Annotated in this window: 8 protein-coding genes; 6 read left to right on the top strand and 2 right to left on the bottom strand. The window is 45.2% G+C overall.

Going from position 1 to position 14,779, the window contains the following annotated elements; translation table 11 throughout:
• The first annotated feature begins 53 nt into the window (after positions 1-53).
• Entirely contained in the window at positions 54-1,142 is a 1,089-nt protein-coding gene (locus A8C56_RS04505; RefSeq protein ID WP_067752593.1) for an NAD(P)/FAD-dependent oxidoreductase, read from the top strand.
• 13 nt (positions 1,143-1,155) lie between these two features.
• On the opposite strand, the gene A8C56_RS04500 is transcribed toward A8C56_RS04505, so the two are convergent.
• Positions 1,156-2,958: an alpha-L-fucosidase gene (locus A8C56_RS04500; RefSeq protein WP_067752592.1), complete on the bottom strand. Its 1,803-nt coding sequence runs from the start codon at positions 2,956-2,958 to the stop codon at positions 1,156-1,158.
• 380 nt (positions 2,959-3,338) lie between these two features.
• On the opposite strand from A8C56_RS04500, the gene A8C56_RS04495 reads away from it, so the two are divergent.
• From A8C56_RS04495 to A8C56_RS04485, 3 genes are all read left to right on the top strand, one after another.
• Entirely contained in the window at positions 3,339-8,375 is a 5,037-nt protein-coding gene (locus tag A8C56_RS04495; RefSeq protein WP_067752589.1) for a translocation/assembly module TamB domain-containing protein, read from the top strand.
• Entirely contained in the window at positions 8,368-10,671 is a 2,304-nt protein-coding gene (gene tamL / locus A8C56_RS04490) for a translocation and assembly module lipoprotein TamL (RefSeq protein WP_067761596.1), read from the top strand. The genes A8C56_RS04495 and tamL overlap by 8 nt, the downstream gene beginning before the upstream one ends.
• Positions 10,672-10,899: 228 nt before the next feature.
• Positions 10,900-11,874, top strand: coding sequence for a YihY/virulence factor BrkB family protein (locus A8C56_RS04485; RefSeq protein ID WP_067752586.1), 975 nt, complete (start codon positions 10,900-10,902; stop codon positions 11,872-11,874).
• A gap of 112 nt (positions 11,875-11,986) precedes the next feature.
• Here A8C56_RS04485 and A8C56_RS04480 read toward each other — a convergent pair whose 3' ends face one another.
• Complete coding sequence (locus A8C56_RS04480; protein ID WP_067752583.1) at positions 11,987-13,033, bottom strand: fatty acid desaturase family protein; 1,047 nt, start codon at positions 13,031-13,033, stop codon at positions 11,987-11,989.
• A gap of 282 nt (positions 13,034-13,315) precedes the next feature.
• Here A8C56_RS04480 and A8C56_RS04475 point away from each other — a divergent pair, with 282 nt between their 5' ends.
• Together A8C56_RS04475 and A8C56_RS04470 are read left to right on the top strand one after the other, a co-directional pair.
• Positions 13,316-13,540: a hypothetical protein gene (locus A8C56_RS04475; RefSeq protein ID WP_084490013.1), complete on the top strand. Its 225-nt coding sequence runs from the start codon at positions 13,316-13,318 to the stop codon at positions 13,538-13,540.
• Between the two features lie 159 nt (positions 13,541-13,699).
• Complete coding sequence (locus A8C56_RS04470; protein WP_067752577.1) at positions 13,700-14,770, top strand: 3-oxoacyl-ACP synthase III family protein; 1,071 nt, start codon at positions 13,700-13,702, stop codon at positions 14,768-14,770.
• Positions 14,771-14,779: the final 9 nt, after the last annotated feature.

The following is a 14,779-nucleotide window of genomic DNA, read 5'->3' as shown; positions in this document are numbered from 1 at the left end:
CTGCATTAAGAGCCTCCGTTTTGCTGCAACCCCATTATTAAATACTTTCGCTTATGGCTTTCAGCAAACAGCAGCTTATTATTGTTGGATTGGGGATCAGCGGTACCTTCCTCTCCTGGTTTTGTCATCAGGCGGGAATTGATTTTATGGTCATAGATGAAGAAAGACCCAATGTTCCATCCCGCGTAGCGGCAGGCATCATTAATCCTGTTACCGGCAGGCGGGTGGTAAAAGTTTGGCTGGATGACCAGGTATTGCCTTTTGCAGAAAAAGCGTATCAGTCAATCGGGGATTTCCTGGGCATCAACGCTATTACGAAGACCTCTGTTATCGATTTTTTTCCCAATCCTTTTATGAAGGAACCCTTTTTAAAAAAGCTTTCCCGGAAAGAGGCATATATCCGCCTTTTAGAGGATGACAGCCAATTTGCTCCTTATTTTAATTATGAATTTGGCACAGGTGTTATTGAACCGGCCTATATAGTAAACATGACAGCGCTCTTACCGGCCTGGCGCAATTTTCTGAAAACAGCGAACAAATTGCAGGAAGAGCCGCTTGATTTTTCAGCGATCAATATAATTCCATCCGGTATAGAATATAAAACCATACAGGCAGCCACCCTTATTTTCTGCGATGGCGCAAGAGGCGCTGAGAATCCTTACTTTTCATTATTGCCTTTTGCATTGAACAAAGGTGAGGCGGTTGTTATTAAGGCTCCGGAACTGCCTTCCGGGTACCTGTACAAGAAATCAATGCTGCTGGCGCCACTGGCTGAAAAAGGGCTGTTCTGGGCAGGCACTAATTATATATGGGAATTTGATGATGACCTTCCCACCAAACAATTCCGTACCGCAACAGAGCAAACCTTAAAACAGTGGCTCAGAGTGCCTTTTACCATCATCGATCACAAAGCCGCCGTTCGGCCGGCCACTGTAGAGCGCAGGCCCTTTGCAGGTTTTCACCCTGTATATAAAAACATCGGCGTCTTAAACGGTATGGGCACCAAAGGCTGCTCACTGGCTCCTTATTTTGCCAACCAGTTGCTCAGGAATATCCTTTACCGGGAGCCTTTATTAAAAGAAGTGGATATTGCCCGGTTCCGGCAGGTGCTCAGCCGGCCACTATCCGGCACAGCAGAATAACACTGCCAGGACTTTATTTTCTACTGAGCCAGATCCGGTTAAAAAGCAGCCGCTGCCCAGCTCCGGGATCCAGCTTCAGCGTAACCTGGTAAAATCCCGCCCGGGAAAAATGAAAGGTACCCGCAGGGCTGTCTATAAACTCATCGGTATAGCTATCATGCGGTTCTACCACTACTTTCCCGGTAGGCTTCAATTGCTGCAGCAACTGCTGATCTGCTGCAGCTATTGTAATGGCCATATTTTCCTTTGAGCTGTTATGATAAGAAAGATCAACCGTATAGTTCCCGGCTTCAGGTGCATAAAACTCCCAGGTAACTGTTCCGGCCTTGTCCATTACCAGGTGCGTTGGCCGCAAGCCATCATATTTTATCAGTTGGTACTGTACCCTGTTGTCCCAAACGTTTTCACTATTCAGCGCAAAACCACCAAAGGTCGATTCTGCAACCACCTCTTCATCCAGTTCTACCGGCTGTGCATATTGTAAAGCGATCGTACTGACAAAAGGATCTCCTGCTTTACCGGGCAACTGGATATGGGTCAACGGGCCGTTTTGTGTAACATGCAGGGGTTGTTTTCCCGCATCGGTGATCAGCTCCGCTTTTTCCGGTCTTGATAAGATGCCGGTCAGCCTTAAGACCCCATCCAGCGGCCAGTTATACACCTGCAGGTAAACCACCTGTTGATTGCCAGTTGTCATTCTGGTGGTGATCCTTCCCCAATCATGCTGGCCGGGCCGCAACGTCAGCCCTGTACACCCGTAAACCGATTCCCCGTTCTTTGCAAGCCATTTGCCCATATCATCCAGACGGCGGATGCCTTCATAAGAGACCGAACCGTCTGCCCGCGGGCCAATGTTCAAAGTAAAGCCCCCATTCAAACTCACATTCCCGATCAGTGACTGCAGCAGCTGGCTGGTCGATTTCCATTGATTTTCCAGTGCATTGTATCCCCAGCTGTGCGCAATGGTACCGGAGGTTTCCCAGGGATGATCCTGGTATACGGCGCCCAACTCATTATCGCCCATCGTTTCAAAATCAATATCCGGATTACCGGCCGGCAGGCCCAGGCGCGAATTGATGAGACAATTAGGCTGCAGTTCCCGCACGAGTTTTATGACCTGCTCCAGTTGTTCTTTCTGCACTACTGTGCTTTTATAATTTACCCACATATCAAACCAGAGCATGGCCACCTCCCCGTAATTGGTCAGCAGTTCCCGCAACTGTGGCAGTACTTTTTCCTGCCAGTATTTATTATATTCTTTGCCGGTTATATTTTTGGCAAGCTCCCGGTTATGATCCCATCCGTACGGGTGTTCCCAGTCCAGCCAGTGCGAATAATAAAAGCCCAGCTTCATACCATGTTTTTTACAGGCAGCCGCCAGTTCTTTCAGTACATCCCGGCTGGTATGGCTCAGCCGGCTCAGGTTATAATCGCTTACCCGGGAATTCCAGATCGCAACGCCGTCATGATGCTTGGCGGTAATGATAATATACTTCATGCCCGCTTTTTTTGCAAGCAGTACCCATTCTTCGGGGTTGATCTTATTCCAGTTGAACCTGCCGGCCAGGCTGCCGTATTCTTCTTTTGAAATACGGTTGCGGTAACGGATCCATTCTGCATAATTGTTTCCGTTACGCAGGCGCTCCCCTTTCCAGATGCCTTCCGCAGCGCTGTAAAGTCCCCAGTGAATAAACATCCCGAACCGGGCATCTGAAAACCATTTTACCCTTTGTTCCGGGGGTAAAGCCCTTTGAGCGCTGGACGAAAAAGATACGGGAAACAACAGCAAAAAGCAAAAGGCGATCCTGAACTTCATATAAAAATCTGATTGCTGCTAAGATACGGAACTTTTTAACGGTGCATTATCCGGAAGGTGCTCAAAGCTACTTTGCAGTTTTGCAGTGCTGGTCATTGCAGCATTAGTTCCGTATAAAGAAAATTCAAATACAATCTCCGGCGTTTGACCGGCCCGGGATGTTTTTTAAAGACAGCTGCATTCAACCAGGCTTGTAACCGTAAATATATTTTTAATTAATATATACACTTCTGCTACAATAACTTCCGATAAATAAATCCAGCATGGATTTTGTTTCCTTATTAAGGAAATTAGCAGCCTGATTCCATACAAAAAAGGAGGAAATCTATTAGGTTTGCAATTATCGCCGGGCAGCAAACTTTAACCAACCCATTCATCACTTGAACAAAACAATAAAAAAAGGACTGAAAATAGTTTTACGGATCATTATAAGCATTCTTGTGCTTATCATCCTTCTTGTTCTTTCCTTAAACCTGCCCTTTGTTCAGAATTTTATAAAGGATAAGGTAGTACAGTACCTGAAGAAAAAAACGGATACCGAGATCAGCCTCGAGCGCATCCGCATCGGCTTTCCAAAAGACCTGGAATTAAACAAGCTGTATGTTGCCGATAAAAAAAAGGACACCTTGCTGTATGCAGAGAAGCTGGGAGTTAATATCGACATGCTTGCTTTATTATCCAACCGAGTAGAGATCAGTGATATTGAGCTGAACACCGTGAGGGCCTATGTGCACCGGCTGCACCCTGACACGGTTTTTAATTATCAGTTCCTGGTAGATTCCCTGGTATCTGATGAAGAAAAAACACCAAAAGAAGAAAAAAAGGATACCACTTCCGCTTTAAAATTCAGACTGAACAGGATCGCATTCAATGATATCCGTATTACTTTTAAAGATGACGTTGCGGGGAATGATGCAGGTATCCTGCTGGGCAGTCTTAAAGCAAAGGTGAAGACCTTTGACATAGACCATATGCATTATGCATTGAATGACCTGGCGCTTACCAATACGGATCTTCATTACTATCAGAACAAGCCTTTAACTGTGCTGCAGCAGCAGGTAGATTCCAGTATTGACAAAACAGAAGCAGAAAAAGGCGGGCAGCTACCGCTGATCGAGTTCGGGAACCTGTCCTTTAATAAAGTGAACCTGAAATATAACGACGGGCTTTCAGATATGCGGGCTTTGCTGGGCCTCGATGAATTTACCTTAAAGGACCTGCTGATTGATCTGACCCATGGCAAATATCAGTCTTCCGATGTCTTATTACAGAACTCAGTGGCCCATTTTGCCTACCGCCCCACTCCCTCCAATGAAAAAGCCGTAAAAACTGCTGCGGACAGTACCAGTAATAATGCATTCAGTCTTTACCTGAATAAGATCATTCTTGCCAACAACAATATCCGGTATGATGATCTTTCGGCGCCCACCACACCCGGTCACCTGGATTTTAACCACCTGAACATTACCGGGCTCGGGATCACCGGCAGCGATATTGCCCTGGACAGCGCGGGCATTCAGGCGAAGCTCCTTGGTGGAAAGTTAAAAGACAGCAGCGGCTTTACAGTAAATGATCTTAAAGGAACGGTTGCCTATAACGATCATCAGATAAAAGTAGCCGACTTCCTGCTGAAAACGCCTTATACGCAGATAGACAACAACAGCCTTTTAACCTATACGGCTAAGGATGACCTGAGCAAACACCCCGAAAAAGTAAAAATGGATGTACAGTTCCGGAACACGACCATCGGGATGCAGGACCTCAGCTATCTGTCGGCCAGCGTACCCGCCAGCTACCAGAACCAGCGCATCAACCTGGCAGCAGCTTTTACAGGGTATTTAAGTGATCTTGCGATTGAAAAACTGCAGGTGAACGGGCTGAAAAATACTCATATTGACATCGCGGGCCATATCAAAGGATTGCCCGATATGGATAAAAGCGTGTTCAATATAAATATCCGGAAACTGCAGACCTCCAAAGCCGATATCTTTTCACTGGTTCCCAAAACGGCGCTGCCCGCAAGCATTGAGCTGCCGGGCTATATAACGGCAACCGGTAATTTTAATGGCAGCATGACCAACTTCAGCACGGCACTGAATGTAAAAACAGATATGGGTGGTGCCAAACTGCAGGCAGCCATGGGAGGGCCAAAAAACCGGGAAGTATACAGGGCCAAGCTACAGCTGGATAATTTTAACCTGGGGCGCTTATTAAAACAGCAGGACCAGATAGGCCGTGTTTCCCTGCTGGCAAATGTTCATGGCCGCAGCCTGAACCCCAAAACCCTCAATGCAAAGCTGGATGGCACCATTTATCATGCGCAATACAATAAATATGACTATCATGATATTAAACTGGACGGTTCCTATGCAGGCAACACCGCCAGCATCGATGCGGCCAGCACAGATTCCAATGCGCATTTTACACTCAGCTCTGAAATAGGCCTTGGCGGCAAAGAACCATCTATAAAAGGAACGATCGATCTGAAGAACCTGGATCTTCAGAAGCTGAATTTTTATAAGGACGAATTAAAGCTGGCAGGATTGGTAACCGTAGATTTTAGCTCTGTTAACCCGGATCACCTGAACGGTACGGCCTCTTTGAACAGTGTGCAGATCGGTACCAACGGAACCATTTACAATATAGATACCCTGAGTCTTGTTGCAGAAGCTACCAAAGAGCACAATCATCTGGCCGTGAACTCTGACTTCCTTACCGCAAACTTTGACGGTCAATACCAGCTGACACAGATCGGGCAGGCATTTATCAACCAGCTCAACAGGTATTACGCCTTTGCGGCTTCAAAAAAGATCGCACCGCAGCGTATGCAATTCAGCATCAACCTGCTAAACCCTGAACTGATCCAGAAATTTGTGCCTTCGCTCACTACCCTGGCGCCATCAAGCATCAGCGGGCTGATCAATACCGCAGCCGACAGTTTGCAGCTCAATGCCAGCTTCCCGCACGTGGTCTATGACAGCTTTGATATCAAAAACATTGCCCTCAATGCGTCCAATAAAGACACAGCGCGCCTGGATTATGCGTTAACCATTAAAAACTTCAACAGCCCCTCCATTAATTTATACAATTCCGAAATAAGCGGAAGCGCAGCGAACAACAGCCTGGGGGTAGACCTCTTTTTAAGAGATAGCAAGGACCAGAACAAATACAGGATCGGAGGCAATTTTAAAGCGGAGAACGAAACTTACAAATTCAGCCTTGATCCGCAAAAGCTCATTTTGAATTATGATCCCTGGAAAGTGGCGCAGGATAACCTGATCCAGTATGGAAAAGCCGGCATCTATATACGTCATTTCGATATTAGCAATAGCGGGCAGGCACTTTCCGTAAACAGCCAGACAGAGCAGCCCAACGCACCCATCAATGTAAGGTTCACTGATTTTATGCTGGAAACCCTGACCCGGTATGCAGAACAGGATACAGCAATGGTAGGTGGAAAGCTGAACGGAACGGTTGACGTAAAAGACATAGCCACCAACCCGAAATTTGAAGCAGACCTTTCCATTGAACGGTTAAGATACCAGAAAGACGAACTGGGAAATGCAACCATCAAAGTAAACAACAATACGGAAAATGCTTTCCAGGCGGACGTAGCTCTGACCGGTATTCATGATATTAAAATAACCGGGTTCTATTATACAAAACCGGAAAGCTCCCTTGATCTGAACGTGGCAGTAAACAGGATCGATCTCAAATACATTGAAAGCCTGGCAGGTGGCCAGGTACGTAACGGCAAAGGACTGCTGACCGGGAACCTTGCCGTAAAAGGCGCCGTAAGCAAACCGGATATCTTGGGCGCACTGACCTTTAAAAATGCGGGGATGAACATTACACAGTTGAACAGTTATTACCAGCTCAAAAATGAAACCATCAATTTTACACAATCCGGTTTATCCTTTAACAATTTTACCATCCGGGATTCCGTCAACCAGCCCTTTATCATCAACGGAACCATTACAACAAAAAGTTTTTCCAACCCGGGCTTTAATCTTTCAGTAAGAGCCAATAACTTCCGGGTAATGAATTCAACGGAAGCCGACAATGAGCTGTTTTACGGAACCGTATACATGAATCTCAATGCAAAGATCACCGGTGATCTGAACAAGCCTACCGCAAACATGCAGGCTAAAATAAATAAAGGCACCAAGTTTACATTTGTAATACCCGAAAGCGACCCCACCGTATCAAGCCAGGAGGGCGTTGTGGAATTCATCGACAAAGATGCACCTCCGTTTAACGGCAGGGAATCGATCAACGTAGACAGCCTTACCCGTTCCCCGCTTAAAGGAATGAATATTTCCGGGGATCTTACTATTGATAAAGAAGCGGAAATTACGGTAGTGGTAGATCCGCAGAACGGGGATGCGCTGCGGATAAAAGGAGAAGCAGACCTCAGCCTGCAAATGGACCCCAGCGGGCGCACCACGCTTACAGGGCGCTATGAAATTTCTGATGGAAGTTATAACCTTACCGTTGGCGGGCTTGCAAAAAGGGCGTTCAGGATCCAGCAGGGAAGCTCCATTACCTGGACAGGCGCTCCCACAGAAGCCAACGCGGATATTACCGCAGTATACGAGATCAATACTTCTGCCATAGACCTGATCGCAGATCAGCTCGATAACGCAGACGCCAGCCAGCGAACCATGTATAAGCAAAAGCTCCCGTTTTATGTATACCTGAAAATGAAGGGGGAACTGCTGCAGCCCCAGATTTCCTTCCAGATAGATATGCCGGAAAATGAGCGCAATGCCTTTAACGGTATTGTGTACACCCGCCTGCAGCAGGTCAACAGCAGCGAAAGTGAATTAAACAAGCAGGTTTTTGCCCTGCTGGCGCTTAACCGCTTTATATCCGACAATCCTTTTGAAAGCCTGGCAGGTGGTACTTCGGCAGGAATGATCGCACGCCAGAGCGTCAGCAAATTACTGACACAGCAACTGAACAATCTGGCAGCTGACCTGATAAAAGGTGTAGATGTCAATTTTGACCTCACCTCCCAGGAAGATTATTCCACGGGCACAGAGCAAACAAAAACAGATCTGAATGTAGCCTTCACCAAACGGTTGCTGAATGATCGTCTGAGCGTGACCGTTGGCAATAACTTTAATCTGGAAGGCGCCAATCAGAATCAGAATGCAACACAGCTGGCCAGCGATGTAAATATTGAATATCTTTTGTCAAGAGACGGCAGGTACCGGCTGCGGGCCTACCGGCGTAACCAGACAGAAGGGATCATTGAAGGAGAGATCATTGAAACCGGGGTGGGTTTTATGATTGTAGTAGACTATAATAAGTTCCGGGAAGTGTTCAACAGCTTCAGGAAAAGAGGCAGCCGGAGAAATGCAGCCGGCAGGAACAATCTTCGCAACAATCAGCAAAACAAAACAAATGAATAAGCATCTTTCTATATATCTTTTACTCATCTCCGTACTCCTGGCTGCCTGCAGTGCTACCAGGAAGCTGCAACCGGGGCAGGTACTTTATACCGGCGCCACTGTACGGCTGAACCCGGACACACCGGCAGTAAAAGGTCAGAAAACATTTAAAAATGAGCTGGAAAGCAGGGCCAGGCCTGTGCCCAATAAAAAGCTGCTGGGCTGGCGCTATAAGCTGGCATTTTATAATATGGTCAGTGAGCCCAAAAAGAAAAAAGGGTTCAAATACTGGGTAAAGTATAAACTGGGAGAACCACCGGTTTTAATGAGCCAGGTAAAAGTGACGAATAATGTAAACGTAATGCGGAGCTATATGACCAGCAAAGGCTTTCTACAGGCTGATGGTTCCGGCGAAGCCGTTGAAAAGGGCAAAACCGGTAAAATGGTTTATACGATTTACTCCGGTCCCAGGTACACGATCAACCAGGTTCAATTTCCTTCGGGTGATACCAGCGAGCTGACGGCGATCATTGATTCCAGCAAAAACAAAACACTTGTAAAAAAAGGCGATTATTACGATCTTGATATATTCAAACTGGAACGGGAACGGATTGATGATGTATTGAAGCAAAGGGGCTATTTTTATTTTAACCCGGATTTTTTGTTGTTCCAGGCAGATAGTACCATTGGCAATGACCAGGTAGATATAGACCTGACCGTAAAGAAGAATACGCCCCTGGATGCGCTGCATCCGTATTACATCAGGAACATCAGCATTTACCCGAATTATACGCTTCGCAGGGATTCCTCCTCCAGGCAATCGGCACCTGTGATATTTAAGGACTTTAAGATCTATGATCCCACCCATAAATACAAACCCCGGCTTTTTGATAATCTTATTTTCTTTCACAAAGGAGAACGTTATAACCGTACCGATCATTCGCTGAGCCTGAACCGGCTGGTGAACATTGGCACTTTCCGCTTTGTAAAAGCGGAATTTAATCCGGTGGATTCTGTTCCCGCCAATGATCAGCTGGATCTGAACTTCCTGTTAACTTCCTCCAAAAAAAATTCGCTTTCTGTAGCGGTAACAGGCACCAGCAAATCCAACAACTTTGTGGGCTCCGAAGTAAAAGTAACCCATACCAACAAGAATGTTTTCCGCGGGGCGGAACAGCTCAACCTCAGCTTGTCCGGTGGTTTTGAAAAACAATTCAGCGGCCAGCAAAAAAATCTCACCTCCTATTCCCTGGGAGCACAGGCACGCCTGTTGTTTCCCCGTTTTATGTTCCCGATATTTAATTTTAAAAATTATAATGCTTATGTGCCCAAAACACATATTACCATCGGAAGCCAGCTGTTAAACCGTGCCAACTATTATACATTGCTTTCCGGCCAGGGAGAGTTCGGGTACATCTGGAAGGGCAATGAATATAATGAGCACACGCTCAATCCTATTTCCATCAGTTATATCCGCACTGCCAATACTACAGACAGCTTTAAACACATGCTGGAACAGGTGCCTACATTAAAAAACAACTTTGAGAACCAGTTTATAATAGGAAGCAATTATACATATACGTATTCCAACCAGGTGCAGGCCGCACGCAGGAACAATTTTCTGTTCACAGGATCTGCGGAAACGGCCGGTAACCTGATCAATGTCTTTTTGAAGAAAGACCCGGATGGTATAAAAAGACTGTTCAATACCGCTACCAACCAGTTTGTGCGCCTGGAAGCGGATTTCCGCGATTATTATAAAATAAAGCCCGGGCTCATCTGGGCCAACAGGATCAACATCGGCTATGGCATTCCTTATGGCAACAGCACTTCCCTGCCTTATGTGCGCCAGTTCTTTGCAGGAGGAAGTAATGATATAAGGGCCTTCCGTTCCCGGTCGCTGGGACCCGGAACATTTAACATCAATCCCAACCCCGATAGTGTGAACCTTTTTGCAGACCAGGGAGGCGATATAAAAGCAATGCTGAACACGGAGCTCCGGGCAAAATTATTCAGCGTGATACAGGGAGCCGTTTTTATTGATGCAGGCAATATCTGGCTGGCAAAGGAAGATACCAGCCGCCCGGGTGGCCAGTTTAAATTTTCAAGCGCGCTCAGCCAGATCGCCGTAGGCGGTGGCGTAGGTCTCAGAGTGGATGCAAAAATATTCGTGATCCGCTTTGATCTTGCCATGCCATTCCGGAAGCCTTATCTTCCGCCGGGACAGCGCTGGGTATTTGACGAGATTGATTTTGGAAATTCCCGGTGGCGGAAACAAAATCTTATTTTTAACATCGGCATCGGTTATCCGTTTTAAGAATAAGACCGAACCTGTTTAAATTTTTTACTCCCCTTCCCTGCTGCCGGAAGGGAGAAATTTATCAGTTTTTGTATAGATGGACAGAAAAGAGTAAAGATTTTCATCTTTTATGAAAATACGATGATCCGCTTGGCACCGTTATTGATTTTGACAATTGATGCTATGCAACTCTATCTATGTGGTGAACAGGAAGTCTGAACAATCTTATCGTTTAATAACAGCAATATGGCAAACATTATAAAAAAGATAAACTATTTTTTTAAAGAAACTTTTGAATTGCTGAAAGCGGCTGTGCAGGGCTTTTCTACTGATAAAGTACCCAAGCTCAGCTCTTCACTGGCCTATGTGACCCTGTTCTCCATTACGCCGCTGCTCACGATTTTAATTGCCGCTGTAAGTCTTATTTACAAAGAGGATTTTCACCAGCAGTTCTTTGCGCAGCTAACCAGTTTATTTGGCGATGAAAAAATTCCTAAAGCCATTGAGGGTTTTTTAACCGAGGCAAAGCTAAGCGGCAAAAGCACTATAGCGCTCGTCATCGGGATCATTTCTCTTTTTATTGGTGCCACGGCAGTCTTTACAGAGATCCAGGACAGCATTAATACCATATGGAATGTAAAAGCCGTACCTAAAAAAGGATGGAAAAAATTCATCACCAACCGGCTGTTATCCTTTTCGCTCATTATATCCCTGGGGTTTTTAATGATGGTCACATTAGTTATCAGTTCCCTCCTGGTAGCCCTTCAACAAGAACTGCAGCAATACCTTCCTTTTTCATCCATTTTACTGTTCCAGGGCATCAGTCTGGCCATTTCATTTATAGTGATTACGCTGCTCTTTGCCGTTATTTTTAAGGTGCTGCCCGATGTGCGGTTAAAATGGAAGCCGGCGCTCATCGGGGCAGGGTTCACCGCCATACTCTTTATGATCGGCAAATACATTATACAGCTTTATATAACACAAACCCATACAGGGGCCGTGTTTGGCGCAGCAGGATCGGTAGTGGTGCTGATGGTATGGATCTATTATACCTCACTGATTCTCTATTTTGGGGCAGAGTTCACAGAAGCCTATGCGGAACGGTATAAGATGCGCATACAGCCCTCCCGCTACGCCGTTCACCTCAAAACGGTTGTTGAGGAAGAGGAGGTCAGCACATTACCGCTACAGTCTGAAAAAAAAGCGGGGAACAACTCCTGAAGAATGCCGCGATGGAGCGGGGACCTGTTATAAGGAAGAGACACTTTCCTGAAAACGCAGGGCTTTTTTGTCGGTCTGATGAATTAATTTCAGCTGCGTATAAGCAGATTGGTTATACCGGGATTTTTTGGGTGCGTTCTTTCATCAGGCGGATCGCCTGTTCCCGGTTATCAAACATATTGTTAAGATTCACCAGGTTATCTGCCAGCTTATTGTATTGTTTGGTCATCAGGTAATAAAAAACATGCAGGTAATGAATGCCGTCAAATACAATGGCTTTCTGACGGGCAAAATCATCTTTTCTTTTCAGGAATTCCTGCGGCATATCTGTATAATGCATACCCGGCCGTAAATGATGCACAATATGATAGCCGTCATTCCAGCAGATATGATTGTAAGGCGTATTTATACAATTAATAGAGTTGGTATAAATATTTTCCGGGTCGCTGTTGTCAATAAATGAGTGCTGCGTCCAGTTGCCCAGCATCATCACAAACCGGGCAAAGAAAAACGGAACCACATACACTACCAGGGTGGCCTTCAGATTTACAAAACACATCCCGATACAAAAAAAGATAAACACCCACTCCCCCAGCGTAAGCCGCGTATACAGCTTTTTTCGCTTCCGTGCAAAGAGGTACTGGAAGGTTTGCTTAAACCCCAGGAAAAGGAAATTAAAGAAGTAGGCAAAAAAGCTGCGGAGGCTGTCCCGCTGATAATTCATGGTACTGCTTGCATCTTCCCCGTTGTTATTTTCAACATGATGCATGCCCATGTGATGGCTGAAATAACTTTCAGGCGCATGACCGAATAACGGGCAGATGATCCAGGTGATATAATTATGAAGGGGCTGCTGGTAAGCGGGCCTGAAGGTTTTGCGATGACAGAGACAATGAAACATGAGGCCGAACCTCCCTTTAAAATAAAACTGCGCTATATAAAAGTAAAGCGCTGCTACTGCCCACCACATCCACCCACTCAGCAAGGAGGTAAAGAGCAGCACCGCCAGAGGCAATACGGTTAAATGAATCACTGTAAGCAAACGGATAAACGGCAGGTCCCTTTTGTCATTCATAAAGCGAAGCCAGAATTTCTCATAACCGTTGAATCGGCTCCTGGGTGTATAGGCAGGATCCGTTAACGCAGCTAAAACTTTCATGCAGATTTTTTTAAGTGTACTTAAACTTTTTGTAATATAACGGTATGTTTCATTACCTGATAATTAGCGGTTGTTAAATATTAGCCATTATTCTATTCCGGATATTTTGCATTCATATGTTTTGCCTGATGAGTAATAAAATTCATAATTTCAGCTAAACTATTTCCATTAATTGCTGTTATAGTAGCTGTATAAGCTGATCTGTTTTCAGGGTTGTTTTTTATATCTGCAGATTAAGCGCACTGTTTCATTTTTACTATTAACTTATTTAAAATGTATCCAATGCTACATCCCGGCAAAACAGCCTTAACCGTTCTCCTTAAAGATGTTGAAATACCCTCTTCTGCTATATGTTTCACCGGAGATGCCATTACTTCATTAACCAATTATTCAGTAAAAGGAGCTATTGTAAATCTGGATGAATGGGACTGGCATGAAGAATTAAGAGGAGGAATTACGTTCTATATCATTACTAACCTGAAAAAGCCGCTTCAAACAACATTATAGTATTGGCAACTGATACTGCTGTTAATATTAACAGATCATGTCAAAAAAAATCGGTATATTTAAATAATATTAATTACTTAACTGATTGTTCTACTGTTTTGGTAAGGCAACCGTGTAGTAACTATAACGCGTATATGCCATTACTTAAAACAAGAATTCATGCAATTGGCCTCAATTATTACAGGAACCGGCGCTTATATTCCCAACGATATACGGAAAAATGCCGATTTTTCGGATCATACATTTTTTAAATCGTCCGGCACTCCCATTTCAGCGCATAATGATACCATCATTGAAAAGTTTAAAAACATTACCGGAATATCCGAAAGGCGTTATGCCCCTGCGCATATTAACGCATCCGACATGGCCGCAGTGGCGGGATGGCAGGCATTAATAAGCAGCGGGATAGATCCGGAAACGCTGGACCAGATCGTTGTAGCACATAATTTTGGAGACATCCCTTATGATACCATTCAGTCTCAGAATGTACCGTCGCTTGCCTGCAGGGTAAAACATATATTGGGTATTAGCCGGCCGGAATGCATTGCCTTTGATGTACTGGTAGGCTGCCCGGGCTGGCTGCACTCGGTTATTCAATCCCATGCCTGGTTTACGGCAGGAATGGCCCAAAAGGTATTGCTGATTGGTACAGAAACATTGTCCCGTGTTATTGATCCTGCTGACCGGGACAGTATGATCTTTTCGGATGGTGCCGGAGCAGTTGTACTGGAATATCAGCCTTCGGCAACCGGTGGGCAGGGCATACTGGGCTATGCCGCACAAACGCATAGTATAGAAGAAGTGGACTATATAAACATGGGTAAGGGCTATAAGCAAAACGGGAACGATACCCTGTTTATTAAGATGAAGGGAAGAAAAGTATATGAATATGCCCTGAAGCGGGTGCCCCTGGCAATGAAAGAATGTCTTGACAAAAGCGGCATTTCAATTAATGAGGTCAGCAAGATACTGATCCACCAGGCCAATGAAAAAATGGATGAAGAAATTGTAAAAAGACTGTATGAACTGTATGGAACCAGCTCTCCAAAAAATGTGATGCCAATGAGCATCCAGTGGCTGGGAAACAGTTCGGTAGCAACCATTCCAACACTATATCATTTAATACGGAACAATAAAATAGCAGGCCATAAAATTTCCGGGGGGGATATTATTCTGTTTGCATCTGTTGGAGCGGGAATGAACATTAATGCTGTTTGTTATCGGGTTTAATAATTTTTA

Origin of the sequence: Niabella ginsenosidivorans (assembly GCF_001654455.1) — a bacterium.
Taxonomy (GTDB): domain Bacteria; phylum Bacteroidota; class Bacteroidia; order Chitinophagales; family Chitinophagaceae; genus Niabella; species Niabella ginsenosidivorans.
Note: the sequence above shows the minus strand (reverse complement) of the source record. Positions and strands in the feature narration are given on the sequence as shown.

What these genes read in the sequence shown, in the direction of transcription:
- A8C56_RS04505 (WP_067752593.1), top strand. Translation starts at nt 54, where the DNA reads ATGGCTTTCAGCAAACAGCAGCTTATTATTGTTGGATTGGGGATCAGC.
- A8C56_RS04480 (WP_067752583.1), bottom strand. Translation starts at nt 13,033, where the DNA reads ATGAAAGTTTTAGCTGCGTTAACGGATCCTGCCTATACACCCAGGAGC.
- A8C56_RS04470 (WP_067752577.1), top strand. Translation starts at nt 13,700, where the DNA reads ATGCAATTGGCCTCAATTATTACAGGAACCGGCGCTTATATTCCCAAC.
- A8C56_RS04475 (WP_084490013.1), top strand. Translation starts at nt 13,316, where the DNA reads ATGCTACATCCCGGCAAAACAGCCTTAACCGTTCTCCTTAAAGATGTT.
- A8C56_RS04500 (WP_067752592.1), bottom strand. Translation starts at nt 2,958, where the DNA reads ATGAAGTTCAGGATCGCCTTTTGCTTTTTGCTGTTGTTTCCCGTATCT.
- A8C56_RS04485 (WP_067752586.1), top strand. Translation starts at nt 10,900, where the DNA reads ATGGCAAACATTATAAAAAAGATAAACTATTTTTTTAAAGAAACTTTT.
- tamL (WP_067761596.1), top strand. Translation starts at nt 8,368, where the DNA reads ATGAATAAGCATCTTTCTATATATCTTTTACTCATCTCCGTACTCCTG.